The 24941-nt window shown below is 72.3% G+C and carries 25 protein-coding genes and 1 riboswitch; of the genes, 14 read left to right on the forward strand and 11 right to left on the reverse strand.

Annotated features, from left to right (window positions below; genetic code table 11):
- Positions 1-21: 21 nt before the first annotated feature.
- Together ABZZ79_RS18435 and bioB are read right to left on the reverse strand one after the other, a co-directional pair.
- Entirely contained in the window at positions 22-1302 is a 1281-nt protein-coding gene (locus ABZZ79_RS18435; protein ID WP_356689975.1) for an adenosylmethionine--8-amino-7-oxononanoate transaminase, read from the reverse strand.
- Positions 1295-2515: a biotin synthase BioB gene (gene bioB / locus ABZZ79_RS18440; RefSeq protein WP_356689976.1), complete on the reverse strand. Its 1221-nt coding sequence runs from the start codon at positions 2513-2515 to the stop codon at positions 1295-1297. Before bioB ends, ABZZ79_RS18435 begins: the two co-directional genes overlap by 8 nt.
- 147 nt (positions 2516-2662) lie before the next feature.
- Here bioB and ABZZ79_RS18445 point away from each other — a divergent pair, with 147 nt between their 5' ends.
- A complete protein-coding gene (locus ABZZ79_RS18445) occupies positions 2663-3790 on the forward strand; it encodes an 8-amino-7-oxononanoate synthase (RefSeq protein ID WP_356689977.1) in 1128 nt (375 codons plus the stop codon).
- Positions 3791-3865: 75 nt separating this feature from the next.
- On the opposite strand, the gene ABZZ79_RS18450 is transcribed toward ABZZ79_RS18445, so the two are convergent.
- Together ABZZ79_RS18450 and ABZZ79_RS18455 are read right to left on the reverse strand one after the other, a co-directional pair.
- A complete protein-coding gene (locus tag ABZZ79_RS18450) occupies positions 3866-4075 on the reverse strand; it encodes a DUF397 domain-containing protein (protein WP_356689978.1) in 210 nt (69 codons plus the stop codon).
- A 9-nt stretch (positions 4076-4084) separates the two neighbouring features.
- A complete protein-coding gene (locus tag ABZZ79_RS18455) occupies positions 4085-4954 on the reverse strand; it encodes a helix-turn-helix transcriptional regulator (RefSeq protein ID WP_356689979.1) in 870 nt (289 codons plus the stop codon).
- 213 nt (positions 4955-5167) lie between these two features.
- On the opposite strand from ABZZ79_RS18455, the gene ABZZ79_RS18460 reads away from it, so the two are divergent.
- A complete protein-coding gene (locus ABZZ79_RS18460; protein WP_356689980.1) occupies positions 5168-5626 on the forward strand; it encodes an ATP-binding protein in 459 nt (152 codons plus the stop codon).
- Between the two features lie 276 nt (positions 5627-5902).
- Here ABZZ79_RS18460 and ABZZ79_RS18465 read toward each other — a convergent pair whose 3' ends face one another.
- Positions 5903-6376 (reverse strand): C40 family peptidase, encoded by a 474-nt coding sequence (locus ABZZ79_RS18465; protein WP_356689981.1) that lies wholly within the window; start codon positions 6374-6376, stop codon positions 5903-5905.
- A gap of 4 nt (positions 6377-6380) precedes the next feature.
- Positions 6381-6583: riboswitch (cyclic di-AMP (ydaO/yuaA leader) on the reverse strand.
- A gap of 830 nt (positions 6584-7413) precedes the next feature.
- Positions 7414-7539 carry a hypothetical protein gene (locus ABZZ79_RS18470; RefSeq protein ID WP_356689982.1) on the reverse strand — a complete coding sequence of 42 codons (126 nt, stop codon included), beginning with the start codon at positions 7537-7539 and terminating at the stop codon, positions 7414-7416.
- 451 nt (positions 7540-7990) lie between these two features.
- Here ABZZ79_RS18470 and ABZZ79_RS18475 point away from each other — a divergent pair, with 451 nt between their 5' ends.
- From ABZZ79_RS18475 to ABZZ79_RS18510, 8 genes are all read left to right on the forward strand, one after another.
- Positions 7991-8617: a TetR/AcrR family transcriptional regulator gene (locus ABZZ79_RS18475; protein WP_356689983.1), complete on the forward strand. Its 627-nt coding sequence runs from the start codon at positions 7991-7993 to the stop codon at positions 8615-8617.
- A 112-nt stretch (positions 8618-8729) separates the two neighbouring features.
- The gene (locus ABZZ79_RS18480; protein ID WP_356689984.1) at positions 8730-9032 is read left to right on the forward strand and encodes an urease subunit gamma; all 303 of its coding nucleotides are present in this window, start codon (positions 8730-8732) and stop codon (positions 9030-9032) included.
- Positions 9033-9046: 14 nt separating this feature from the next.
- Positions 9047-9358, forward strand: coding sequence for an urease subunit beta (locus ABZZ79_RS18485; protein WP_356689985.1), 312 nt, complete (start codon positions 9047-9049; stop codon positions 9356-9358).
- Positions 9351-11072: an urease subunit alpha gene (locus ABZZ79_RS18490; RefSeq protein WP_356689986.1), complete on the forward strand. Its 1722-nt coding sequence runs from the start codon at positions 9351-9353 to the stop codon at positions 11070-11072. The genes ABZZ79_RS18485 and ABZZ79_RS18490 overlap by 8 nt, the downstream gene beginning before the upstream one ends.
- Complete coding sequence (locus ABZZ79_RS18495; protein WP_356689987.1) at positions 11072-11746, forward strand: urease accessory UreF family protein; 675 nt, start codon at positions 11072-11074, stop codon at positions 11744-11746. The genes ABZZ79_RS18490 and ABZZ79_RS18495 overlap by 1 nt, the downstream gene beginning before the upstream one ends.
- Positions 11747-12133: 387 nt before the next feature.
- Positions 12134-12817, forward strand: a complete 684-nt coding sequence (gene ureG, locus ABZZ79_RS18500; RefSeq protein WP_356689988.1) for an urease accessory protein UreG — start codon at positions 12134-12136, stop codon at positions 12815-12817.
- Complete coding sequence (locus tag ABZZ79_RS18505) at positions 12814-13578, forward strand: urease accessory protein UreD (protein ID WP_356689989.1); 765 nt, start codon at positions 12814-12816, stop codon at positions 13576-13578. Before ureG ends, ABZZ79_RS18505 begins: the two co-directional genes overlap by 4 nt.
- Before the next feature lie 137 nt (positions 13579-13715).
- Positions 13716-15311 carry an alpha/beta hydrolase gene (locus ABZZ79_RS18510; protein WP_356689990.1) on the forward strand — a complete coding sequence of 532 codons (1596 nt, stop codon included), beginning with the start codon at positions 13716-13718 and terminating at the stop codon, positions 15309-15311.
- Between the two features lie 487 nt (positions 15312-15798).
- Here ABZZ79_RS18510 and ABZZ79_RS18515 read toward each other — a convergent pair whose 3' ends face one another.
- From ABZZ79_RS18515 to ABZZ79_RS18535, 5 genes are all read right to left on the reverse strand, one after another.
- Positions 15799-16824 carry an NAD-dependent epimerase/dehydratase family protein gene (locus ABZZ79_RS18515; protein ID WP_356689991.1) on the reverse strand — a complete coding sequence of 342 codons (1026 nt, stop codon included), beginning with the start codon at positions 16822-16824 and terminating at the stop codon, positions 15799-15801.
- Between the two features lie 50 nt (positions 16825-16874).
- On the reverse strand, positions 16875-17594 hold the full coding sequence (locus ABZZ79_RS18520; protein ID WP_356689992.1) for a lysophospholipid acyltransferase family protein: 720 nt from the start codon (positions 17592-17594) through the stop codon (positions 16875-16877).
- Positions 17595-18076: 482 nt separating this feature from the next.
- Complete coding sequence (gene rocD / locus ABZZ79_RS18525) at positions 18077-19297, reverse strand: ornithine--oxo-acid transaminase (protein WP_356689993.1); 1221 nt, start codon at positions 19295-19297, stop codon at positions 18077-18079.
- The gene (gene ddaH, locus ABZZ79_RS18530; RefSeq protein WP_356689994.1) at positions 19297-20118 is read right to left on the reverse strand and encodes a dimethylargininase; all 822 of its coding nucleotides are present in this window, start codon (positions 20116-20118) and stop codon (positions 19297-19299) included. Before ddaH ends, rocD begins: the two co-directional genes overlap by 1 nt.
- Positions 20119-20255: 137 nt before the next feature.
- A complete protein-coding gene (locus tag ABZZ79_RS18535; RefSeq protein ID WP_356689995.1) occupies positions 20256-20747 on the reverse strand; it encodes an Lrp/AsnC family transcriptional regulator in 492 nt (163 codons plus the stop codon).
- 101 nt (positions 20748-20848) lie between these two features.
- On the opposite strand from ABZZ79_RS18535, the gene ABZZ79_RS18540 reads away from it, so the two are divergent.
- Genes ABZZ79_RS18540 through ABZZ79_RS18555 form a run of 4 tightly spaced genes read left to right on the forward strand, consistent with a single transcriptional unit; the run spans position 20849 to position 24932 of the window.
- The gene (locus tag ABZZ79_RS18540) at positions 20849-21631 is read left to right on the forward strand and encodes a LytTR family DNA-binding domain-containing protein (protein WP_356689996.1); all 783 of its coding nucleotides are present in this window, start codon (positions 20849-20851) and stop codon (positions 21629-21631) included.
- A 1-nt stretch (position 21632) separates the two neighbouring features.
- Entirely contained in the window at positions 21633-21992 is a 360-nt protein-coding gene (locus tag ABZZ79_RS18545; RefSeq protein ID WP_356689997.1) for a hypothetical protein, read from the forward strand.
- A gap of 22 nt (positions 21993-22014) precedes the next feature.
- On the forward strand, positions 22015-23727 hold the full coding sequence (locus tag ABZZ79_RS18550) for a cation acetate symporter (protein ID WP_356689998.1): 1713 nt from the start codon (positions 22015-22017) through the stop codon (positions 23725-23727).
- Positions 23724-24932 (forward strand): histidine kinase, encoded by a 1209-nt coding sequence (locus ABZZ79_RS18555; RefSeq protein WP_356689999.1) that lies wholly within the window; start codon positions 23724-23726, stop codon positions 24930-24932. Before ABZZ79_RS18550 ends, ABZZ79_RS18555 begins: the two co-directional genes overlap by 4 nt.
- Positions 24933-24941 lie beyond the last annotated feature (9 nt).

Consider the following 24941-nt stretch of genomic DNA (forward strand, 5'->3'; position numbering starts at 1 on the left):
GTCCGGCCCGTGCCGGCCGGCTCATCCCTCGTGCGCGGCGGCCCGCACCGCACGCGCGATCCGCGCCACGTCCTCGTCTCCGGTGACATACGGCGGCATCGTGTAGATCAGGTCGCGGAACGGCCGCAGCCACACGCCCTCGCGCACCGCGGCAGCGGTGGCCTTCTCCATGTCGACCGGATGGTCGAGCTGGACCACGCCGATCGCGCCCAGCACGCGCACGTCCCGCACACCCGGCAGCTCCGCCGCCGGGGCCAGGCCCTCGCGCAGCCCGGCCTCGATCCGCTTGACCTCCGTCTGCCAGTCCTGCCCGAGCAGCAGGTCCAGCGAGGCACAGGCCACCGCGGAGGCCAGCGGGTTGCCCATGAAGGTCGGCCCGTGCGCCAGCACCGGCACCTCGCCCTGCGAGATCCCGTCGGCCACTCCAGGCGTGCACAAGGTGGCCGCCATGCTGAGATAACCGCCGGTCATGGCCTTGCCCAGACACATCACGTCCGGCGTCACGGCCGCGTGGTCGGCCGCGAACAGCGCGCCCGTGCGGCCGAACCCGGTCGCGATCTCGTCGAACACCAGCAGCACGCCGTGCGCGTCGCACGCCTCGCGCAGCACCCGCAGATAGGCGGGGGAGTGGAAACGCATCCCGCCCGCGCCCTGCACCACCGGCTCGACGATCACCGCGGCCAGTTCGCGCGCGTGCTCCGCGATCGCCGAACGCAGCAGGTCGGCGTACGACTCCTCGTACTCCGCGGGCGGCGCGTCGACGAACACCTGGTGCGGCAGGATGCCGTTCCACAGGGAGTGCATGCCGCCGTCGGGGTCGCACACGGCCATCGGCTGCCAGGTGTCCCCGTGGTAGCCGCCCCGCCAGGTCAGCAGCCGCCGCTTCTCGGGGCGGCCCAGCGAGCGCCAGTACTGCAGGCACATCTTCACCGCGACCTCGACCGCCACCGAGCCGGAGTCGGAGAGGAACACATGCTCCAGACCCTCGGGTGACATGTCGACAAGACGCTTCGCCAGGCGCACGGCGGGCTCGTGGGTGAGCCCGCCGAACATCACATGACTCATCCGCCCGAGCTGGTCCTGCACGGCCTCGTCCAGCACCGGGTGCCGGTAGCCGTGGATCGCCGCCCACCAGGACGACATGCCGTCGACCAGCTCACCCGAGCCGTCCGCGAGCCGCAGCCGGACACCGCTCGCCGACTCCACGACGAGCGGCCGCGCCTGGCCGGGCATCGGGCCGTACGGGTGCCAGACGTGCCGCCGGTCGAGCTCCAGCAGGTGCGGCACGCTCAGCTCAGGCATTGGGCGCGAGGTCCGTTCCGGCACCCCGGCGGCGGACCGCCACCAGGTCGGGGCGCGGCTCGTTCGCCGACGGCGCCGGGGCGGCCGTACCGCACACGCCACCGCCCTCGTGGGAGCCGCAGCCGCCCGCCGCCTCGTGCGAGCCGCAGCCTCCGCCCTCGTGCGAGCCGCAGCCGCCGGTCGCGTGGGAGCCGCAGCCTCCGGCCGTCGCGCGGTGTTCCGGCAGCGTCACCTCACCGGCGCCCTCCACCTCGAAGCCGGCGTCGGCGATCATGTCCAGGTCGGCCTTGCCGGCCTGGCCCTCGCTGGTGAGGTAGTCGCCCAGGAAGATCGAGTTGGCCAGGTTCAGCGCGAGCGGCTGCATCGAGCGCAGGTGCACCTCGCGGCCGCCCGCGATCCGGACCTCCACGTCCGGGCAGACGAACCGGACCATCGCGAGGATCCGCAGACAGCGCTGCGGGGTGAGGTTCCACTCCTTGGCCAGCGGCGTGCCCTCGAACGGGATCAGGAAGTTGACCGGCACCGAGTCCGGGTCCAGCTCGCGCAGCGAGTACACGACGTCGACCAGGTCCTCGTCGGTCTCGCCCATGCCCGCGATCAGGCCCGAGCAGGCCGACAGCCCCGCCGAGTGCGCCTTCTGCACGGTGTCGACGCGGTCGGCGTAGGTGTGCGTGGTCGTGATCTCCCCGTACGTCTCCTCGGACGTGTTGAGGTTGTGGTTGTAGGCGTCCGCGCCCGCCTCGCGCAGCCGCTCGGCCTGGCCGTCGGAGAGCAGACCGAGGCACGCGCACACCTCGACGCCCTCGTTCTGGTCCTTGATCGCCTTGATCGTCTCGGACACCCGGTCCACGTCACGGTCCGTCGGACCGCGCCCGCTGGCCACCAGGCAGACCCGCTTGGCGCCCCCCGCGAGGCCGGCCGCGGCCGCCTGGGAGGCCTCGTCGGGCTTGAGCCAGGTGTACTTGAGGATCTCGGCCTTGGAGCCGAGCCGCTGAGAGCAGTAGGAGCAGTCCTCGGGGCACAGCCCGGACTTGAGGTTGACCAGGTAGTTGAGTTTCACGCGCCGCCCGAACCAGTGCCGGCGCACCTTGCCGGCCGCGGCCACTACGTCGAGCAGCTCGTCGTCCGACGTGGCCAGCACGGCGAGCGCTTCCTCGCGGGTCGGCAGCTCTCGCCGAAGCCCCTTGTCCACCAGCGTGTTCAGCAGATCCATGAGATCCGATCCTGACGTACGGACCCACTCCGGGCCAAGGAGACTTCGTACAACGAAGCCTTCTCGGCGTGTGGGTATTGCCACACACTGGGCGGCTGTCCCTGCGGTTAGGGTCTGTGCGCTGCCTACAAATACTCCGGAGGACCCATGGCGTTCGGCTGGATCGACGAGCAGGCGCTGCTGCGGCGCCGCGCCGGACTGGTGCGGACCCTGCGCCCCCGCCCCGCCGACTCGCCGCTGCTGGACCTCGCGAGCAACGACTACCTGGGTCTGGCCCGCCATCCGGAGGTCACCGACGGCGCCGCCCGTGCCGCGGCCGAGTGGGGCGGCGGCGCGACCGGCTCTCGCCTGGTCACCGGAACCACCGAGCTGCACGCCGAGCTGGAGCGCGAGCTCGCGGACTTCTGCGGCTTCGAGGCCGCCCTGGTCTTCTCCTCCGGCTACGCCGCCAACCTCGCGGCCGTCACCGCACTGGCCCCGCACGGCTCGCTCATCGTCTCCGACGCGGGCAACCACGCCTCACTCATCGACGGCTGCCGACTGGCCCGGGGCACCACCCAGGTCGTCGGCCACGCCGACCCGGACGGGGTCCGCAAGGCGCTGGGCACCCACGACGGCCCGGCCGTCGTGGTGTCCGACACGGTCTTCTCGGTCGACGGCGACGCCGCCCCGCTGGCCGCGCTCGCCGAGGCCTGCCGCGCGTACGGCGCCGGCCTGGTCGTCGACGACGCGCACGGCCTCGGGGTGCTCGGTGCCGGCGGCCGCGGCGCGGCGCACGCGGCGGGGCTCGCGGGCGCGGACGACGTGGTGGTGACGGTGACCCTGTCGAAGTCGCTGGGCAGCCAGGGCGGCGCGGTACTGGGACCCGCGAAGGTGATCGACCACCTGGTGAACGCGGCCCGCACCTTCATCTTCGACACCGGTCTCGCCCCGGCCGCCGCGGGTGCGGCGCTCGCCGCGCTGCGGCTGCTGCGCCGGGAGCCCCGGCGCGCGGACCGGGCCCGTGAGGTGGCGGCCGAGCTGCACGCCCGGCTCACCGCCGAGGGGCATCGGGCGGTGCGCCCGGACGCGGCCGTGGTCTCGGTGCGGGCGCCGTCCCCGGAGCAGGCCGTGCGATGGGCGGCCGACTGCCGCTCGGCCGGGCTGGCCGTGGGCTGCTTCAGGCCTCCTTCCGTGCCCGACGGCATCTCCCGGCTGCGGCTGACCGCCCGCGCGGACCTCTCCGGGGAACAGATCGAACGCGCTGTACGGGTGATCGGTGAGACGCGACCGTAAGTCGGCGTGACACGGCCGTGTTTCGGAACCGATGCGTATTCAGAACTGACCGTTTTCAGATTCGATCGAAATCGGTCAGTGGAACGCGGCCGTGAAACCCGCCCAGCTCTCGGGGGAGAAGAGCAGCGCGGGTCCGCCCGGGTTCTTGGAGTCGCGCACGGCGAGACGTCCGCTCAGGCGGGCCGTCTCGACGCAGTTGTTCGCTCCTGTGCTGTAGCTGCTGCGCAGCCACTGCGCGCTGTTCAGTCGGGTACTGGAGGGTACGTCGCGAGGCAGTGCGGTCATGGTGCCCCCTTACGCGCCGTCGACTGTGGTGGCGATGTGATCCAGCGAGTCCTCAGGTGAAAGAGCGTGCCTCTGAAGGGCGTTGAAGGCCTCGATGTAGGCCTCCAGGTCTTCTTTCCGTTCGAGGTAGAGGCTACTCGTCATATGGTCGAGAACAACCACGTCCAGATCAGAAGTGCGCGGAAATGAGAAGATAACGAAAGGCCCGGAGATGCCGATATGCGCCCCGGCCGAGAACGGCAGCACCTGGATGCGCACCTGCGGCAGCCGTGCGGCCTCCAGCAGCCGCAGCAACTGCCGTTCCATCACCTCGGGTCCGCCCACCTCCCTGCGCAGCACGGCCTCGTCCAGCACCGCGCTCAGCTCCAGCGGCGGCCGCGTCCGCAGCACGTCCTGCCTGGCCAGCCGCACCTGCACCAGCGCGTCCAGACGGTCGTCCGGCTCGCCGCGCAGGCCGCCCACCGCGGCCCGGGTCACCGCGCGGGCGTACTCGGGCGTCTGGAGCAGTCCGGGCACGACCGACGTCTCCAGCGTGCGCATCGCGCTGGCCTGCGACTCCAGGCTGATGAAGTCCCGGTAGGCGGGCGGCAGCACCCCGCGGTAGGCGTGCCACCAGTGGTGCCGCCCGACCCCGTCGTCCGAGCCCGCCAACGTCAGCAGCAGCTCACGCAGTTCGTGACCGGCGACACCGTAGGCGTCCAGCAGTAACCGCACATCGGCCGGTTTCACGCCACTCGCGCCTGTCTCGATCCGGCTCACTTTCGACTGGTGCCAGCCCACCAGACGGGCCGCCTCACCACTGGTGAGCCCCGTCCGGGCGCGCAGGGCACGCAGCTCGGCGCCGAGTTTGCGGCGGCGCACCGCGGGACCGTGCTGCATGGGCCTACTCCCTACTCCTCAAGAGCCGCCCAAATACGTGCTGCCGTCGCAGAGTTCACCGCTTCGAGCGACAGATATATGCATATCTTGGTGGATCGGCACCATGACCGGCGCACTGGTGGCAGTCTGACGGAGAAGCACCAGTCCGGGACCGTACTCGAACCATCCGATCCTTGTCGGACCGCGGTCCCGTGGGAAAGGGACGACGTCGCCATGGCCGACCACCTGGAAGCATCCGTCACTCTGCCGAGCGATCCCGCCTCGGTCTCCGCGGCTCGTGCCTACGTCCTCGACACCCTGGCGGAGTGGGGGCTGCCGTCGGACACCGACGCCGCCGACAGTATCCGGCTCATCGTCTCCGAACTCGCCACCAATGCCGTACAGCACACCTTCGGGCAGTCACCCACCTTCACGGTGGACATGCGCCTGGAGCGTGACGAACATCTGCGCATCGGTGTCACCGACAGCCACCCGAGATTCCCCAAACGGCTTCCGGCCGCCGTGCAGCAGGACAACGGCCGCGGCATGGTCATCATCCGCTGGCTCACGGCGGAGTGCGGCGGCAGGCTCCGCGTGCGTCCCACACGCGAGGGCGGCAAGACGGTCGCGATCGACCTCCCGTGGACCGTCCCGGCCCAGCCCGTCCCGGCGGCGGGCCAGCAGGAGCCGTGACACCTGGGCCCGCCCCACCCGGCGTGTCCGGCCTCCCACGGGCCCTCAGGCCACGCAGGGCCGCCGCAGCGGCTCCGGTCGGTGCCTGGCGCCGCCACGGAGCTCCCGGGTGCCGTACGGCGCCCCCGGCGCCCTATTCACCTGCCGTCGTCCGTGAGTGGCCTGTGCGGGCCGTCTCGGGCTGCTCGGGCAGTTCCCCGGCGCCCCCTGCGGGGCCCGTGCGGTGGACCCGGGCGGTGACGGCCTGTCAGGGTGGCCGCACCGCCCGGGAGCGGATCAGCTGACGCGGCCGTACCAGACACTGCTCGTCCAGATCTTCTGGAGCCGCACCACGTCGCCGGTCTTCGGGGAGTGCCAGATCTTGCCCTTACCGGCGTAGATGCCCACGTGGTAGACGTTCGAGCCCGAGTGGAAGAACACCAGGTCCCCGGCCTTGCGGTTCCTGGACGAGATGTGCCGGGTCTTGTTGTACTGCTGGGCCGCCGTGCGCGGCAGGGTCTTGCCCGCCTTCTTGTACGAGTAGAGCGTCAGCCCGGAGCAGTCGAACCGGTACGGCCCTGTGGCGCCGTACCTGTACGGCGAGCCCTTCTTCGAGGCGGCGACCTGGAGCGCCTTCGTCGCGGGCGTGGCGGCGGCGGCCTCGGCGGCGCCCCCCGGCACCACGAGCGAGCCGCCCACCGCGGCGATGGTGAGAGCCGAGGCCGTACCGGCCCGGGCCATGAGCGACGGGACACGATTCTGCGCGGTCATGCGCAACCCTTCGTCAAACCGCCTGAGAAGGATGACCTGTCGGATTCGGACTGGCGAAGTAGCCCGGCCGCCCGAAGGCGGCTTCACCCCAAGGACCACTCGGAACATGCGCTCCGGCGGCCCGTCGTGCCTGGGTCCTCCACTCCTGCCGATCCACTCCTGTCGACCGGTCATCCGGGCGGCGGCAGGACTCGGCGTCCGCCCGGATCGCCCCGCCGCGGTGGCGGGGGCTTGTCGTCAGACAGGGATCTTCACTCACAAGTGACCGAAAAACCCAATGGAATCGGGTATTTGTGTTGTTGCTCACCACTCACCCGTTCGGGTGGACACAGTGATCAACCGGGTCCCGTCGAGACCGCGGAACGGCCCCGGACCAGCGGCGGAACACATGGCTCCGCCCTGCGGCCACGCGCGCTGCGCAACCTTTCGGGGTCCGCGGGACGAGGGGTTTCTACGCCGAAAGGGGGTACGTCATTTGGTCCGTTTAAAGGCTGGTCCGGACGGTCCGGTGTCCGGGCCCGGAGGCGGCGCGACGCACGGTGCGGACGCCTCCGGGTGACGGGCGGTCAACTCGCGCTCCATCCGCCGGGGGGCGCTCGGCCGACTCGGGTGAACGGGTCGGCCGGACGGACGGTGCCGGGCGGCGTCCGGCGGCCGGGGCCGTCGACCCGGACCGCGCCTTCAGAGCGCCGCCCAGTGCCACCGCGGCCGGCCCCGGCGCGGCCCCGACGGTCAGGGTCAGGGTCAGGTTCAGGGCCGGTCGGCCGCCGCGGCGCCGTCGAAGTGGGACACCGAGCGGATCGGCGTCGTACGTCGTCCCCGCGCCGGGCGGCAGTCACTGGCCGAGGACGCCGAGCGGGCTCCGGCGCCATCTGCGGTGCGGAGGAGGCCCGGAGAAGGGTTGCCCGACAGGGCGGCCATGTCCGAGGCGAGGCGGGCCCCCGGCGGGGCCGATCAGCGGGACGAGGCCCGCGCCCGCGCCGCCGACGGCCGGCGTCGCCGGACCCAGGGCCCCGGCCTCCGTCCACCAGCACCCGTCAGCACACCCGGTCGGCTGTGCGCGAGGCCGTCGCGACCACCCCGAACGGGCCCGCGGCACCCACCGGCACGACCACGGCGCGTCCGCCCCGCAGTCCGCCCGGGACGACCAAGGCAGCGAGCAACTCGGGCTCCTGGCCGGTCAGGACGACGACTCCGTACGCGGACCGGTCCGCGACCGCCTGCCGGGCGCGTCCGCGAGGGCGTACCGATGGGCGTCGAACGTGCCTTCCTGCTGCTCCAGTTGAGGTTCGAGGCGGGCGGGTGGCGGCGGTGGGTCCCGGGGTGTCACCCGGGTGGCGGGCCAGGCGAAGGCCCCCAGGGCGAGGGGCGACGAGCGGGGCGGGGGGACAAGCGCGATCAGGCGGCGGGCGGGCTGGGGTGGGTGTGGAGGGCAAGGGTGGGTTCCCCGCGGGGGCGTGGGCCACGGTGGTGGCGCCGGGGAATCGGGTGGTGACGCCGAGCGGCGGCGCTCGGGGATGGCGCTCGGAGATGGCGCTTGTGGTGGCGTACTCGCCTCCGCCGCCCGCTCTCCGCCGCTTGTCAAGAAGGAACGTTCGTTTTAACTTTCTGGCCATGGCCCGCGTATCCCAGGAACACCTCGACGCCCGCCGCCGGCAGATCCTCGACGGCGCGGCCCTCTGCTTCGCCCGCAACGGCTTCCACGCCACGTCCATGCAGGACGTGCTCAAGGAGGTCGACCTGTCCGCCGGTGCCGTCTACCGCTACTTCAGCGGCAAGGACGAGCTGATCGGCGCGATCGTGACGGAGGCGCTGGAGACCGTGGGGGAGGTCTTCAACGGGGCCGCCCGGGAGACGCCGCCGCCCCTGCCGGACGTGCTGATGCCCCGGGTGCTGGCGGAGATGCGCGAGCGGCGGCCGCTGCTGCTGGAGGGCGGCGAGTGGATGTTCCCCCGGCTGTTGGTCCAGGTGTGGACCGAGACCCTGCGCAACGAACAGCTCGCCGCGCTGCTCGGGCCCGGTTTCGACCGGATCCGGGACGCCTGGCGGGAGGTCGCCGAGTCCTACCGCCGGGCGGGCCTGCTGTCCGAGGACGTGGACGCCGACACGCTCGCCCGGGTGATGGTCGCCGTGGTGCAGGGATTCGCCGTGCAGACGGCCCTGTTCGGGGACATCCCCGAGGAGACGCTGCGCGCCGGACTGCGGGCGCTGATGAGCCTCGGCGGATCACAGCTCGGTTAACGTCCCCGAAACTCGGCGCAACTAGCCTGCCCCACCACGCCACCAGGCAGTTTGCCCGGTGACAGCGGCGACCGGGCCCCGCACGGCCCGGAGCGAGGATGTGAGGTGGGACGTGCAACTGACCCCGCACGAGCAGGAGAGGCTGCTGATCCACGTGGCGGCCGACGTCGCCGAGAAGCGCAGGGCCCGCGGTCTGCGGCTCAACCACCCCGAGGCGGTGGCCCTGATCACCTCGCACCTCCTCGAAGGCGCCCGCGACGGACGCACCGTGGCCGAACTGATGGCCTCCGGACGCAAGCTGCTCACCCGCGACGACGTCATGGACGGCGTCCCGGAGATGGTCCACGACGTCCAGGTCGAGGCCACCTTCCCGGACGGCACCAAGCTCGTCACCGTCCACGACCCGATCGTGTGAAAGGGGGCGGCTCGATGATTCCCGGCGAGATCCTGTTCGCGGACGGCCCCGTGGTCCTCAACGAGGGCCGTGAGGTCACCCGGCTGACCGTCCTCAACTCCGCCGACCGGCCCGTACAGGTCGGCTCCCACTACCACTTCGCCGAGGCCAACCCCGGCCTCGACTTCGACCGCGCCGCCGCCCGCGGCAAGCGGCTGAACGTCGCCGCCGGCACGGCCGTACGGTTCGAGCCCGGCATCCCCGTCGAGGTCGAACTCGTCCCGCTCGCCGGCGCGCGGATCGTGCCCGGACTGCGCGGAGAGACCGGAGGTGCCCTCGATGCGTGAGATCTCCCGTGCCGCCTACGCCGACCTGTTCGGGCCGACCACCGGCGACCGCATCCGGCTGGCCGACACCGACCTGCTGATCGAGATCGAGGAGGACCGCTCGGGCGGCCCCGGACTCGCCGGTGACGAGGCGGTGTTCGGCGGCGGCAAGGTCATCCGCGAGTCCATGGGCCAGGCGCGTGCTACGCGCGCAGACGGCACCCCGGACACCGTGATCACCGGCGCCGTGATCGTCGACCACTGGGGTGTGGTCAAGGCCGACGTCGGCATCCGCGACGGCCGGATCACCGGCATCGGCAAGGCGGGCAACCCCGACACCATGGACGGCGTCCATCCCGACCTGGTGATCGGCCCCGAGACCGAGGTCATCGCGGGCAACGGGCGCATCCTCACCGCCGGTGCCATCGACGCGCACGTCCACTTCATCTGCCCGCAGATCGCCGACGAGGCGCTGTCGTCGGGGATCACGACCCTGGTCGGCGGCGGCACCGGACCGGCGGAGGGATCGAAGGCCACGACGGTCACGCCCGGCCCCTGGCATCTGGCCCGCATGCTGGAGGCGATGGAGGCCTACCCCCTCAACATCGGCCTCCTCGGCAAGGGCAACACCGTCTCCCACGAGGCCATGCTGTCCCAGATCCGCGGCGGCGCCCTCGGTCTGAAGCTGCACGAGGACTGGGGCTCCACCCCGGCCGTGATCGACGCCTCGCTGACCGTCGCCGAACGGACGGGCATCCAGGTCGCCATCCACACCGACACGTTGAACGAGGCGGGATTCGTCGCGGACACTCTCGCCGCGATCGCCGGACGCGGCATCCACGCCTACCACACCGAGGGCGCGGGCGGCGGGCACGCACCCGACATCATGACGGTGGTCTCCGAGCCGCACGTGCTGCCCAGTTCCACCAACCCGACCCGGCCCTTCACCGTCAACACCGCCGAGGAACACCTCGACATGCTGATGGTCTGCCACCACCTCAACCCGGCCGTTCCCGAGGACCTCGCCTTCGCCGAGTCCCGCATCCGGCCGTCGACCATCGGTGCCGAGGACATACTCCACGACCTCGGCGCCATCTCGATCATCTCCTCCGACTCCCAGGCCATGGGCCGCGTCGGCGAGGTGATCCTGCGCACCTGGCAGACCGCGCACGTGATGAAGCGCCGCCGCGGCGCCCTCCCGGGCGACGGGCGCGCCGACAACCGGCGGGTGCGTCGCTATGTCGCCAAGTACACGATCAACCCGGCCCTCGCCCAGGGACTCGCCCGGGAGATCGGCTCGGTCGAGACCGGCAAGCTCGCCGACCTGGTGCTATGGGAACCGGCGTTCTTCGGCGTCAAGCCCCAACTCGTCGTCAAGGGCGGCCAGATCGCCTACGCGCAGATGGGCGACGCCAACGCCTCCATCCCCACCCCGCAGCCGATCCTGCCGCGCCCCATGTACGGCGCCATCGGGCGCGCCCCGGCGTCCAACTCGGTCAACTTCGTGGCACCTTTGGCCGTCGAGGCCGGGCTGCCCGAACGTCTCGCGCTCGGCAAGCGGTTCGTGGCCATCGAGTCCACGCGCTCGGTGACCAAGGCCGACATGCGCGAGAACGACGCCCGGCCGCGGGTCGAGGTCGACCCCGACAGCTTCGCCGTGCACATCGACGGTGAACTCGTCGAGGCCACCCCGGCGGCCGAGCTGCCCATGGCCCAGCGCTACTTCCTGTTCTGATGTCCCGGGCAGCGCTTCTCGTCCTCGCCGACGGCCGCTTCCCCGCCGGAGGTCACGCGCACTCCGGTGGGGCCGAGGCGGCGGTCAAGGCGGGGCGCGTCACGGACGCGGCGACGCTGGAGGACTTCTGCCGGGGGCGGCTGCACACGGCCGGACTGGTGGCCGCGGGGCTCGCCGCGGCCGCCGCGCGCGGGATGGACGTGGAGGAGTTGGACGCCGCCGCCGATGCCCGTACGCCGTCGCCCGCGCTGCGGGGTGCCGCGCGCAGGCTGGGGCGGCAGCTGTTGCGGGCCGCTCGCCGGACCTGGCCGTCGCCCGAACTCGACGCTCTGGCACGGCGGTTTCCCAAGGGGGCGCATCAGCCTGTGGTGCTGGGTGCGGTCGCGCGGGGTGCGGGGCTCGGGGCGCTCGACGCGGCGCACTGTGCCGTCTACGAGAGTGTCAGTGGGCCGGCTACCGCGGTGGTGCGGCTGTTGAGCCTGGATCCGTTCGAGGCCACGGGGGTGCTGGCGCGGCTCGCGCCGGAGCTGGATCTGGTGGCTGATCGGGCGGTGGAGGCGGCCGGGCGGGCCGTGGGTGAAGGGGTGGGGGTGTTGCCCGCGGTGTCCGCTCCGCTGCTGGAGTTGTCGGCCGAGGTGCATGCGGCGTGGCCTGTGCGGTTGTTCGCTTCCTAGTGGTTTTCTCGCCCCCGCCGCCCCTGCCCGTCCCGTCCCCAGGGGCTTCGCCCCTTCGACCCCGCCAGGAGGCTCCGCCCCCTGGACCCCCGGCCTTTGCCCACCCACCGCCCGGAACTGTCAGTTGAGAGGGGCCGGTAAGGAAGGTGCGCCTCGTCCACCCGTCGTCCGGAACTGCCAGTCGAGAGGGGCTGGAGCGGAAGGTGCGCCTCGTCCACCCACCGCCCGGAACTGTCAGTGGAGAGGGGCCGGTAAGGAAGGTGCCTCGTCCACCCACCGCCCGGAACTCTCAGTCGAGAGGGGGCCGGTGCAGAGGGGGCGCGGCCCATCACCCGAGTTCTTCGGCCTGGTCGTTTCGGGCCGTCACCAGTCAAGGAGCCGTGAGACATGCATCTCGATCACATTCACGCCGGTGCCTCCGCTGTCAGTGCCGATGCCCGGCGGCCCGACGGGCGGCGGCGGGCGTTGCGGGTCGGGCTCGGAGGGCCCGTGGGGTCCGGGAAGACGGCGACCGTCGCGGCGTTGTGCCGGGTGCTGCGGGAGGAGTTGTCGCTCGCAGTCGTGACCAATGACATCTACACCCGCGAGGACGCCGAGTTCCTGCTGCGCGAGGCCGTGCTGCCGCCCGAGCGGATCGCCGCCGTGGAGACCGGGGCCTGTCCGCACACGGCGATCCGGGACGACATCTCCGCCAACCTGGAGGCGGTGGAGGACCTGGAGGACGAGGTGGGGCCGCTCGACCTCGTCCTCGTCGAGTCCGGCGGCGACAACCTCACCGCCACCTTCTCCAAGGGGCTGGTGGACGCGCAGATCTTCGTCATCGACGTGGCCGGGGGCGACGACATCCCGCGCAAGGGCGGACCCGGCGTGACCACGGCCGACCTGCTGGTCGTCAACAAGACCGACCTCGCCCCGTACGTCGGCTCGGACCTCGCGCGGATGGCGGCCGACGCCAAGGCGCAGCGCGCCGAACTGCCCGTCGTCTTCCAGTCCTTGCGCAGCGAGGAGGGCGTCGCACAGGTCGCCGCGTGGGTGCGCGGGCAGCTCACCGTGTGGCGGGCCCGCGGATGAGCGGCGTACGGGCCACCGCGCGGGTCGTCGCCCGCGCCGACGGACGGGGCGGTACGTCCTTGCCCGTCCTGGAGAGCGAGGGGCCGCTGGCGCTGCGGCGGACCAGGGCGCACGGCGACGAGGCGCACGTGATGCTCGTCGGCGCCATGAGCGGGCCGCTCGGCGGCGACCATCTCACGGTCCGGGCGGAGGCCGGCGCCGGCGCCCGGCTGCGCGTCGGCTCGGCGGCCGCCACCATCGCGCTGCCGGGACAGACCAAGACCGAGGCCCGCTACGACGTCCTGCTCGACGTGGCCGACGGCGGCGAACTGCACTGGCTGCCCGAGCAGTTGATCTCGGCGCGCGGCAGCGATCTGCATGTCACCACCCGCGCCGACCTCGCCGCCGGCGCCCGGCTGGTGCTGCGCGAGGAACAGGTACTCGGGCGGGCCGGGGAGGAACCCGGGCGGCTCACCAGCCGTCTCACCGTGCGGGTCGACTCTCGCACGATCCTCGACCAGGAGCTGTCCTGCGGCCCCGGAGCCCCGGGCGGATGGGACGGCCCGGCCGTGCTCGGAGGACACCGTGCGGTCGGCCAACTGGTCGTCGTACGACCCGAGTTCGCGGACCGTCCGGTGACGGCCCGGGTGCTGGGGGAGGGGGCCGTGCTGATGCCGCTCGCCGGGCCGGCCGCACTCGTCGGCGCCGTCGCGCCGGACGCGCTGCGGTTGCGCCGGGTGCTGGACGAAGCACTGGGCGAGCTCGACCAGAGTGACCGCTGACCGGGCACACGATCCCGGTTATCGGATTGGCAAAGAACCGTCGCCGCCTCTGTCCCGGAACACCTCACAGCCACCAGGATCGCCCGTACTCGTGTCAGAACGTCGAAACGTTGTACGGGGAGGACTACTTGAGAGGCATGAGAGCGAACAGGCGTACGGCCGCGGCAGGGTCGGCCGGTGCGCTGATCGCCGCGACGCTGATCGCCGGGGCAGTGACCGCGCCCACGGCCAGCGCCAGCCAGGGTGACACCCGCCACCGCACCGTCAGTGAGGCGCAGGGCGTCGCGATCGCCGCGGCCCGCGCCGCCGGGACGGGCATCGACTGGCAGGACTGTCCGCCCGACTGGGGCCTGGAACAGCAGATCAAGTGCGGCTGGGTCAGCGTGCCGCTCGACTACGCCAAGCCGTACGGCAAGCAGATCAAGCTCGCCGTCGACCACATCGGCAACACCGGCACCCCCGAGGAGCGCCAGGGCGCCCTCGTCTACAACCCCGGCGGCCCCGGCGGCTCCGGTCTGCGCTTCCCGCGCCGCGTCGTCACCGGCGCGCCCGTGTGGGCGAAGACGGCCAAGGCCTACGACTTCGTGGGCTTCGACCCGCGCGGTGTCGGCAAGTCCACGCCGATCTCCTGCGTCGACCCGCAGGAGTTCGTCAAGGCGCCCAAGATGGACCCGGTGCCGGACAGCGAGGACGACAAGCGCGCCCAGCGCAAGCTCGCCCGCGAGTACGCCGACGGCTGCTACGACCGCAGCGGCGAGATGCTGCCGCACATGACCACGCCCAACACCGCGCGCGACCTGGACGTCATCCGTGCCGCGCTCGGCGAGAAGAAGCTGAACTTCCTCGGCGTCTCCTACGGCACCTACCTCGGCGCGGTCTACGGCACGCTGTTCCCGACGCATGTGCGCCGCATGGTCGTCGACAGCGTGGTCAACCCCTCCCGCGAGAAGATCTGGTACCAGGCCAACCTGGACCAGGACGTCGCCTTCGAGGGCCGCTGGAAGGACTGGCAGGACTGGGTCGCCGCCAATGACGCCACCTACCACCTCGGCACCACCCGCGACGCCGTCCAGGCCAAGTGGCTCGAACTGCGGGCCGCCGCCAAGAAGAGCCCGCTCGGAGGGGTCGTCGGCCCGTCCGAGCTGATCTCCTTCTTCCAGAGCGCCCCGTACTACGACAGCGCGTGGGCCTCCCGCGCGAGCGTCCTCAGCGCATGGGCCGCCGGTGACACCCAGGCCGTCGTGGACGCCGCCGCGCCCGACATGACCGACACCGCGGGCAACGCCGCGTCGGAGAACGGCAACGCCGTCTACACGGCCGTCGAGTGCGCCGACGCCAAGTGGCCCACCAGCTGGAAGAAGTGGGACCGCGACAACACGCGGCTGCACCGCGACCACCCGTTCATGACCTGGGCCAACGCCTGGATGAACCTGCCGTGCGCCACCTGGCCCGCCAAGCAGCAGACCCCCGTGAACGTCAAGGCCCGCAAGGGTCTGCCGCCCGTGCTCATCGTGCAGTCCGAGCGGGACGCGGCGACGCCGTACGAGGGCGCGGTCGAGCTGCACGCGCGCTTCGAGGGCTCCCGCATGATCACCGAGAAGAACGCGGGCTCGCACGGCGTCACCAGCCTGGTCAACTCCTGCATCAACGACCGGGTGGACGCCTACCTGCTGACCGGTGCGCTGGACTCGTCCGACGTGACGTGCGCGTCGCACGCTACGCCGAAGCCGTAGCGCTCCGCTTGGCGGGGCCGGGGAGTTGGTGCGGGTGCGTCGTGGTCCGTCGCGCAGTTCCCCGCGCCCCTTTGGGGAGTTTCTGCTCAGCCGTGGCGTTCAGTTGCGCGAGGGCCGGGGGCCGGGGGCCGGGGGCTGGGGGCTGGGTGCGGGTGCGTCGTGGTCCGTCGCGCAGTTCCCCGCGCCCCTTTGGGGGGTTTCTGCTCAGCCGTGGCGTTCAGTTGCGCGAGGGCCGGGGGTCGGGGGCCGGGGGCTGGGTGCGGGTGCGTCGTGGTTCGTTGCGCAGTTCCCCGCGCCCCTTTGGGGGGTTTCTGCTCAGCCGTGGCGTTCCGTTGCACGAGGGCCGGGGGCGGGGGTTGCGTGCGGGTCCGTCGTGGTCTGTCGCGCAGTTCCCCGCGCCCCTGGGGGGCTCGCTCAGCCTTTGCGTTCCGTTTGGCGGGGGTTGGGTGGGGGCTTCTTGTGGGTCGTCGTGTAGTTTTCGGCGGCCCTAGGGAGTCCACTCCTCCTCCGCCGCGTAGTCGAAGAGGTCGCCGTAGTTGGCGTACATCTTCGGGTATGCCTCTCGCCAGTCCCTCCCGGACAGTTGAGCCGTGATCCACTCGACTGTCTCCGGGAGGGACTCGGCGTATCGCGTCACCGGGCGGTAGTCCAGTTCCCGTCGCGCCGCCGACATGTCGCAGACGACCGGCGCCGGAACCGACCAGGGGGAATCTCCCACGGTGGGGGCCGGTGGGGGACCCTCGACCAGGACGGTCCGCGGTGGTGCCACCCCCATCGCCGTGTCGATCGCCCCGGCGATCTCCGCGACCGTCGGTGCCTCGTCGTCACAGGCGTTGAGCACCCGTGAGCCGGGCCGGGCGGCCGCCAGACGGATCAGTTCGGCCAGGGTGTGCACGCTCACGGGGTGGAAGCGGCTCTCGCCGCCGTAGGCGAGGACACGGCTGCGGCGGCCGTCCAGGTTGCGTTTGACGAAGTAGAGCTCGCGCGGGGTACGGCAGTGCGGGCCGTGCACCGCTCCGGAACGCAGCAGGGTGGCCGGCAACCGGTCTCCGGCGGCGAGGAGTTCGCGCTCGACCGCCGCCTTGCGGGTGCTGTACGTGGTGTCGCCCGGGGAGACCGTGGCCTGCGTCTCCGGGATCGGCAGCGGGTAGTGCGGGAAGCCGTCGGTCTCGGACTGGGTGTCGAACCCGCGCCCGCGACCCTCCTCGTAGACGGCCACGCTGGAGATCACCACGGCCGAGCCGACGCGGCCGGCCAGCCGGGTCACCTGGCGGGCGTGGTGCTCCCGGAAGGCGACCATGTCGACGAGCACGTCGCAGCCCTCGCCGATCACCGCCTCCAGCGCCCTGTCGTCCTCGCGGTCGAGCCGTACCGCGCGCACTCCCTCGGGCCAGGTCTCGTCACGGGTGCCGCCCCGTGAGGCGGCCGTCACCTCCCAGCCGTCCCGGGCCAGCGCCGCCACCGCCGGACGCCCGATCTGTCCCGTCGCGCCGATCACCACAGCTCGTCTCATACGCGTCCGGCGCCCGGGGCCCGAAGGGGATCTGCCGACGGCAGAGCGCGTCAGGTCAGCGGCATCCGCGGGAACCTGCGTTCCTTCGCGGCGGCGGCCTGCTCCGCCTTGGCGACGGCCGCGTACGTGTCGACGTACTCCTGCCCGGACAGCTCGAGAATGGCGTACATGATCTCGTCGGTGATCGCGCGCAGGACCGCCTTCTCGTGCTCCATCCCCTCGTAGCGGGAGAAGTCCAGGGGCGGGCCGAAGCGGATGACCACCGGGTGGATGTGGGGGATGACCCTGCCGGGCGGCTGGGCCTCGAAGGTGCCGATCATCGCGCACGGGACGACCGGGACGCCCGCCCTGAGCGCCATGACGGCCACACCGACCTTGCCCTTGTACAGCCGCCCGTCGTGCGAGCGGGTCCCCTCGGGATAGATCCCCAGCAACTCGTCCTTGCCCAGTACGCCGAGGCCCTCGCGGATGGCGGCCTGTCCCGCCTCCTTGCCCGAGCGGTCCACCGGGATCTGCCCCGCGCTGCGGAAGAAGGCCGCGGTCAGCCGGCCCTTGAGGCCCGGCCCCGTGAAGTACTCGGCCTTCGCCAGGAAGGTGATGCGGCGCTTGAGCACGGCCGGCATCAGGAAGTGGTCGGCGAAGGACAGATGGTTTCCGGCGACGATGGCCGCGCCCGAGGACGGCACATGCTCCAGGCCCTCGATCCGGGGCCGGAACACCAGTCTCAGCAGCGGTCCCAGCAGTACGTACTTGAGCAAGTGGTAGAACAAGGGCGCTCCTCACTCCGGCGAAGCCGCCCGACCGCCACATTCCCGCAGGTCAACCGGCCCGTTCTGATGGGGAGTCAGTGTAGGCGCGGGTGCCCGGCACGGGAACCGGGCGCGGCCGGCCCCAGGACGTGCCCATGACGGGAAACGGCCCCTCCCCGTCTCGGGACACGGCCCCTCCCCGTTCTCGGAGAACCAGCCCCTCCCCGCCTCGGGAAACCAGGGTCCCCGCCTCGGGAAACACCCGCCTCGGGAAACCAGGCCCTCGCGGACGCGGGGCGCGACCCGTGGGCCGCGCCCCTAGTGCCCCGGCAGGCAGCGTTTGCCCGTCAAGGAGCGGCGTCCGGTGCGTGCTCTCGGTGTGCCGGGTGCAGGCCCTCGTACTGGATGTACTCGGGTTTGTGCCCGGTGCGGCGAGAGGGCGTGCCGGGCGTCGCGACGGGGCGAACGTTGCCTGTCGGGGCACTAGAGAGCCGCCGTGGCGGTCAGCCCACCAGCACCTTCTCCAACGCCCCCATCGCCGAGAGGAGTTCCTCCGCCGTGATGGTCAGCGGCGGCGCGATCCGGATCGTGGAGCCGTGCGTGTCCTTGACCAGGACACCCTCGCGCATCAGGCGCTCGCTGATCTCGCGGCCCGTGCCGATGGCCGGGTCGATGTCGACGCCCGCCCACAGACCGCGCGAGCGGAAGCCGACGACACCCTTGCCGACCAGGTCGGTCAGCGAGACACGCAGGACCACGCCCAACTCCGCCGCCCGGCGCTGGAACTCGCCGGTCTCCAGCAGCTCTACCACGGCCGTGCCGACCGCCGCGGCCAGCGGGTTGCCGCCGAAGGTCGAGCCGTGCTCACCGGGCCGCAGTACGCCGAGCACCTCGCGGCCGCCGATCACCGCGGACACCGGCACGATGCCGCCGCCCAGCGCCTTGCCGAGCAGCACCAGGTCCGGGACGACGTCCTCGTGCTCGACGGCGAGGGTGCGCCCGGTGCGGCCGAGGCCGGACTGGATCTCGTCGGCGATGAACAGGCAGCCCTTGCGGCGGGTCAGTTCACGCACCCCGCTCAGGTAGCCGTCGTCGGGGATGACGACCCCGGCCTCGCCCTGGATCGGCTCGATCAGCACGGCGGCGGTCGTCTCGTCGACGGCCTCCTCCAGCGCCGCGAGGTCGTTGTACGGCACGATCCTGAAGCCCGGCGCGAACGGACCGAACCCGGCGCGGGCGGTCTCGTCCGTGGAGAAGCCGACGATGGTCGTCGTACGGCCGTGGAAGTTCTCCGCCGCGACCACGATGGTCGCCCGGTCCGCGGGCACGCCCTTGACCTCGTAGGCCCACTTGCGGGCCACCTTGATGCCGCTCTCCACCGCCTCGGCACCGGTGTTCATCGGCAGCACCATGTCGTGCCCGGTCAACTCCGCGAGCCGGTGCGCGAACTCGGCGAGCCGGTCGTTGTGGAACGCCCGCGAGGTGAGCGTGAGCCGGTCCAGCTGACGGTGCGCGGCCTCGGTCAGCGCCGGGTTGCGGTGGCCGAAGTTGAGGGCCGAGTACCCGGACAGCATGTCGAGATAGCGGCGGCCCTCGACGTCCTCCACCCAGGTGCCCTCGGCGTGCGCCACCACCACGGGCAGGGGGTGGTAGTTGTGGGCGAGGACCGGCTCCTCGGCACGGATCAGCTCGGCGGAGGAGCGGGTGCGGGCGGGTGCGGTCATCAGCGGATCTCCTGGGTACAGCACTTGATGCCGCCGCCGGCCTTCAGGAACTCCGACAGGTCGACGGCGACGGGGACATAGCCGCGCTCGGCCAGATTCCCGGCGAGCGCCTCGGCTCGCGGCGCGATGAACACATGGCGGCCGTCGGACACGGAGTTCAGCCCGAAGGCCGTGGCGTCCTCGCGGGTCGCGCGCACCGCGTCCGGGAAGAGCCGTTCGAGCACCTCGCGGCTGCCGGGCGAGAACGCCTCGGGGTAGTACACGATGTTGTTGCCGTCGGTGGAGTCGTCCAGCACGAACAGCGCCGTGTCCAGGTGGTAGAAGTACGGGTCCACCAGGTTCAGACTGATCACCGGACGGCCGAAGAACTCCTGCGCCTCGCGGTGCGCCTCACGGGTGGTGCGGAAGCCGTGCCCGGCGAGCAGGTACCGGCCCGTCCACACCAGGTCGCCCTCGCCCTCGCACACCGACTCCGGGCGGTGCACGGCGAAGCCGGCCTGCTTGAACCACTTGTCGTAGTGCACGGACTCGGGGCGCCGCTCGGTCGCGTGGAACAGCGAGCCGAAGACGCGGCCGTCGACGACGACCGCCGAGTTCGCGGCGAAGACCATGTCGGGGAGACCGGCGACCGGCTCCACGCTGTCGACGGAGTGCCCATGGGCGCGGTAGGTGCGGATCAGCTCCTGCCACTGCTCCTGGGCGAGGTCGACGTCGACCTGGACGTCGGGATGCATCCAGGGATTGATCGCGTACTGCACGGCGAAGTGTCTGGGTTCGCAGACGAGGAAGCGCCGCCGGCGCGGCACACGGCTGTCGGTCACAGAGGGGTCCCTCCGCTTCCTGCGGGTGATCGGTCAGGGGTGATACCAAGGTAAGAACTGACACTCACGCCCGACAAGAAATCAAAGCTGCGTGTTCACGCAGGAATGCTGCGTATCAATCAGGGCATACGCACGTCTCATGCGCCTTCGGGGGCGGGCTGGGACGCACCCGCCTCCGGACTCTCCGGAAGCAGATGGGACAGCACCATCACACTGATCGTCTTGCGGATGAACGGCTCCGTACGGATGCGCTCCAGCACCTCCTCGAAGTGCCCCACGTCCCGCGCCCGCACATGCAGCAGCGCGTCCGCGCCACCCGTCACCGTCATCGCCGCGGTGATCTCCGGATGGTTGCGCACCACCTCGGCCAGCCGCCGCGGCGGGGCCGCGCCCTCGCAGTACACCTCGACGTACGCCTCCGTGCGCCAGCCCAGCGCCGAGGGCCGCACGGTCGCCGTGAACCCGGTGATCACACCGGTCTCGCGCAGCCGGTCCACCCGGCGCTTGACCGCCGTCGCCGACAGCCCGATCGCCCCGCCGATCTCGGCGAAACTGGTCCGGGCATTCGCCATCAGGGCGGTGATGATCTTCCGGTCGAGCTCGTCGAACGGAGCGGAGCTGCTGTTCACACCGCCACTGTATCCAGCGCGAACACCCCTGCCGGATCCCCTACGAACGTCCTCGCCGAGGCCGTGTCCAGGCCCGCCGATCACGCCTACACTCCACGTTCATGCTGCGCGCCCTGGCTGTCGACGACGAACGCCCCACGCTGGAGGAACTCCTCTACCTCCTCAACGCCGACCCCCGCGTCGGCAGCGCCGAGGGTGCGGGCGACGCCACCGAGGCCCTGCGCCGCATCAACCGCGCCCTGGAGTGCGGCCCCGACGGCCCCGAGGCCATCGACGTCGTCTTCCTCGACATCAACCTGCCCGGCCTCGACGGCCTCGACCTCGCCCGGCTGCTCACCGGCTTCGCCCGGCCCCCACTGGTCGTCTTCGTCACCGCCCACGAGGACTTCGCCGTCCAGGCCTTCGACCTCGACGCCGTCGACTACGTCCTCAAACCCGTCCGCCGCGAACGCCTCGCCGAGGCCGTGCGCCGGGCCGCCGACCAGAGCACCGGCGGCCCCCGCGGCACGGAAGCGCAGACCGGCCCCGCCCCGCGCATCCCCGTGCACGAGCCCGACCCCGACCAGATACCCGTCGAACTCGGGGGCGTGACCCGCTTCGTCGCCGTCGACGACATCACCCACGTCGAGGCCCGCGGCGACTACGCCCGGCTGCACACCGCCCGGGGCAGCCACCTGGTCCGCATCCCGCTGTCCACCCTGGAGGACCGCTGGCGCGGCCGCGGGTTCGTCCGTATCCACCGCCGCCACCTCGTGGCGCTGCGCCACATCGCCGAACTCCGCCTGGACACGGGCTCCGTCAGCGTCGTGGTCGGCGCCGAGGAGCTCCAGGTCAGCCGCCGCCACGCGCGCGAGCTGCGGGACCTGCTGATGCGGAGGCCATGACGTGCCCCAGGACCCCGCCGAGACCCGCGTCGTCGTCACCGGCCCGCCCCGCCGCACCCGCCGCACACCGGCCCACTACCGCCCGCGCACCGAGATCGACGAGCAGACCACCCTGGGCCACACCTACGTCCGCTCCCTGATGCGCAGCCAACTGCGCGCCGCGCTCACCGCCTTCGCCGTCCTCGTCCTGCTGGTCGGCCCGCTGCCCCTGCTGTTCACCGCCATGCCCGCCGCCCGCCGCGTGGAGTGGGGCGTCCTCGGGTTCGGCCTGTACGCGCCTCTCGTCCTGCTCGCCCGCTGGTACGTGCGCCGCGCCGAACGCAACGAGCGGGACTTCGTCCGCCTCGTCGAGGACCGGTGAGCCGCCCGGTGGTCCACGCCCGATGAACCCCGGCTACGCCGTACCGGCCGTCGCCCTGGTGGTCGTGGCGACCGTCCTCGTCGGCGCCTTCGGCCTGCGCATCTCCCGCACCACCTCCGACTTCTACGTCGCCTCCCGCACGGTCGGCCCCCGGCTGAACGCCGCCGCCATCAGCGGCGAGTACCTGTCGGCCGCCTCCTTCCTCGGCATCGCCGGGCTCGTCCTGGTCCAGGGCCCCGACATGCTCTGGTACCCGGTCGGCTACACCGCCGGATACCTCGTCCTGCTGCTCTTCGTCGCCGCCCCGCTGCGCCGCTCCGGCGCCTACACGCTGCCCGACTTCGCCGAGGCCCGGCTCGCCTCCCCGGCGGTACGGCGCCTCGCCGGGGCCTTCGTCGTCGGCGTCGGCTGGCTCTATCTGCTGCCCCAGCTCCAGGGCGCCGGGCTCACCCTCACCGTCCTGACCGGCGCACCCGACTGGCTCGGCGGCGTCATCGTCGCCGTCGTCGTCGCGGCCACCGTCGCGGCCGGCGGCATGCGCAGCATCACCTTCGTGCAGGCCTTCCAGTACTGGCTCAAGCTCACCGCCCTCCTCGTGCCCGCCCTCTTCCTGGTCCTGGCCTGGCAGCAGGACGGCGGCCCGAGCCGCGCCTTCGAGGAACCGGCCACCTTCCGCGAGCAGCGCACGGTCCGGGTCGACGACAGCCTCGACCTCAAGCTCGACCGCCCCCTGACGGCCACCGTCACCGGCACCGTCGACGGCGACCGCTACGACGACCGGAAGACCACCCTGCCCACCGGCACCCACCGCCTCGACGCGGGCACCCGGCTCACCTTCGCACCCGGCACGGCCGTCCCCACGGCCGACCGCGGCGGCGACGGCGGCATGTCGACCTCCCTCGCGGCCGGCCGCGCCGAACGCCCCCTGTACGCGACGTACGGCCTGATCCTCGCCACCTTCCTCGGCACCATGGGCCTGCCCCACGTCGTGGTCCGCTTCTACACCAGCCCGCACGGCGTGGCCGCCCGCCGCACCACGGTCGCCGTCCTCGCCCTGGTCGGCGGCTTCTACCTGCTGCCCCCGGTCTACGGCGCCCTCGGCCGGCTCTACGCCCCCGAGCTGACCCTCACCGGCGACGCCGACGCGGCGGTCCTGCTGCTGCCCGGCCGCATGCTCGGCGGGACCGCGGGCGACCTGCTCGGCGCGCTGGTCGCCGGAGGGGCCTTCGCCGCGTTCCTGTCCACGGCGTCCGGCCTGACCATGGCCGTCGCGGGCGTCCTCACCCAGGACGTGCTGCCGACCCGTGGCGTACGGCACTTCCGGCTGGGCACCGGCCTCGCCATGCTGGTGCCGCTCGCGCTGAGCGCCCTGGCGGGCGGGCTGCCGGTGGCGGACGCGGTCGGGCTCGCCTTCGCCGTGTCGGCGTCGTCGTTCTGCCCGCTGCTCGTCCTCGGCATCTGGTGGCGCCGCCTCACCCCGCCGGGCGCGGCCGCCGGGATGCTGGTGGGCGGGGGCTCGGCGTTCCTCGCCGTCACCGCCACGATGGCCGGCTTCCTGGGACCGGGCGGACTGCACGCCCTGCTGGCCTGGCCCGCCCTGTGGTCGGTACCGCTGGGCTTTCTCACCATGACCCTGGTGTCGCTCGCCACCCCGGGCCGGGTCCCGGCGGGCGCCGCGGCGATCCTGGCGCGGTTCCATCTCCCCGAGGAGCTGAGAGTGGAGGCGAAGGCGTGACCGGATTCGTGGCGGGGCTCTGTGTGGCCGTCCTGCCCCTGCTCGCCGCCGGCTTCTGGCTCGGCCGACGCACCGCCCGCCCGGAGAGCCGGGGCGGCGGCCTCGGCACGCCCGTCGAGCACGCCACGTTCCAGACCCTGCACACCGCCTCGCTCGCCGCGCCCTCACTGCGGGCGGGCCTGACCGAGGAGACCGCCCGCAAGTCGGCCCGGCGGCTGCGCTCCCTGCTGGGCACCGGGGCCCTGTGCCTGACCGACGAGGAACGGGTCCTGGTCTGGGACGGCGTCGGCGCGCACCACCGCGACGACATCATGGAACGCCTCGCGGGCGCGCTGGAGACCGGCCGGGGCGAGGCCTTCCCGCTGACCTGCCCCAGCCCCGCCTGCCCGGTCCGCTGGGCCGTGGTCGCCCCGCTGACCGTCGACGACCGGGTGCACGGGGCCCTGGTCGCCTGCGCGCCCCGGGAGTCCGCCGTCCTGGTCCGCGCCGCGGGCGAGGTGGCCCGCTGGGTCTCCGTCCAGCTGGAACTGGCCGACCTCGACCGGTCCCGCACCCGGCTGATCGAGGCCGAGATCAAGGCCCTGCGCGCCCAGATCTCCCCGCACTTCATCTTCAACTCGCTCGCGGTGATCGCCAGCTTCGTGCGCACCGACCCCGAGCGCGCCCGGGAGCTGCTGCTGGAGTTCGCCGACTTCACCCGCTACTCGTTCCGCAGGCACGGCGACTTCACCACCCTCGCCGATGAGCTCCACGCCATCGACCAGTACCTGGCCCTGGTCCGCGCACGCTTCGGCGACCGCCTCGCCGTCACCCTCCAGATAGCCCCCGAGGTGCTGCCCGTCGCGCTGCCCTTCCTCTGCCTCCAGCCGCTCGTCGAGAACGCCGTCAAGCACGGGCTGGAGGGCAAGGCGGACACCTGCCGCATCGGCATCACCGCGCGGGACGCGGGCGCCGAGGCGCTGGTGGTCATCGAGGACGACGGCGTCGGCATGGACCCCGCCCTGCTGCGCCGCATCCTCGCGGGCGAGGTCAGCCCCTCGGGCGGCATCGGGCTGTGCAACGTCGACGACCGGCTCCGCCAGGTCTACGGCGACGACCACGGCCTCGTCATCGAGACCGCTCCCGGAGCCGGCATGAAGGTGACCGCCCGGCTGCCGAAGTACCAGCCGGGCGTGCACTCGGCGGCCCGGCTGGGCCGGGGCTGAGCCCAGGTG

This window comes from Streptomyces sp. NPDC006458 (genome assembly GCF_040612135.1).
GTDB lineage: Bacteria > Actinomycetota > Actinomycetes > Streptomycetales > Streptomycetaceae > Streptomyces.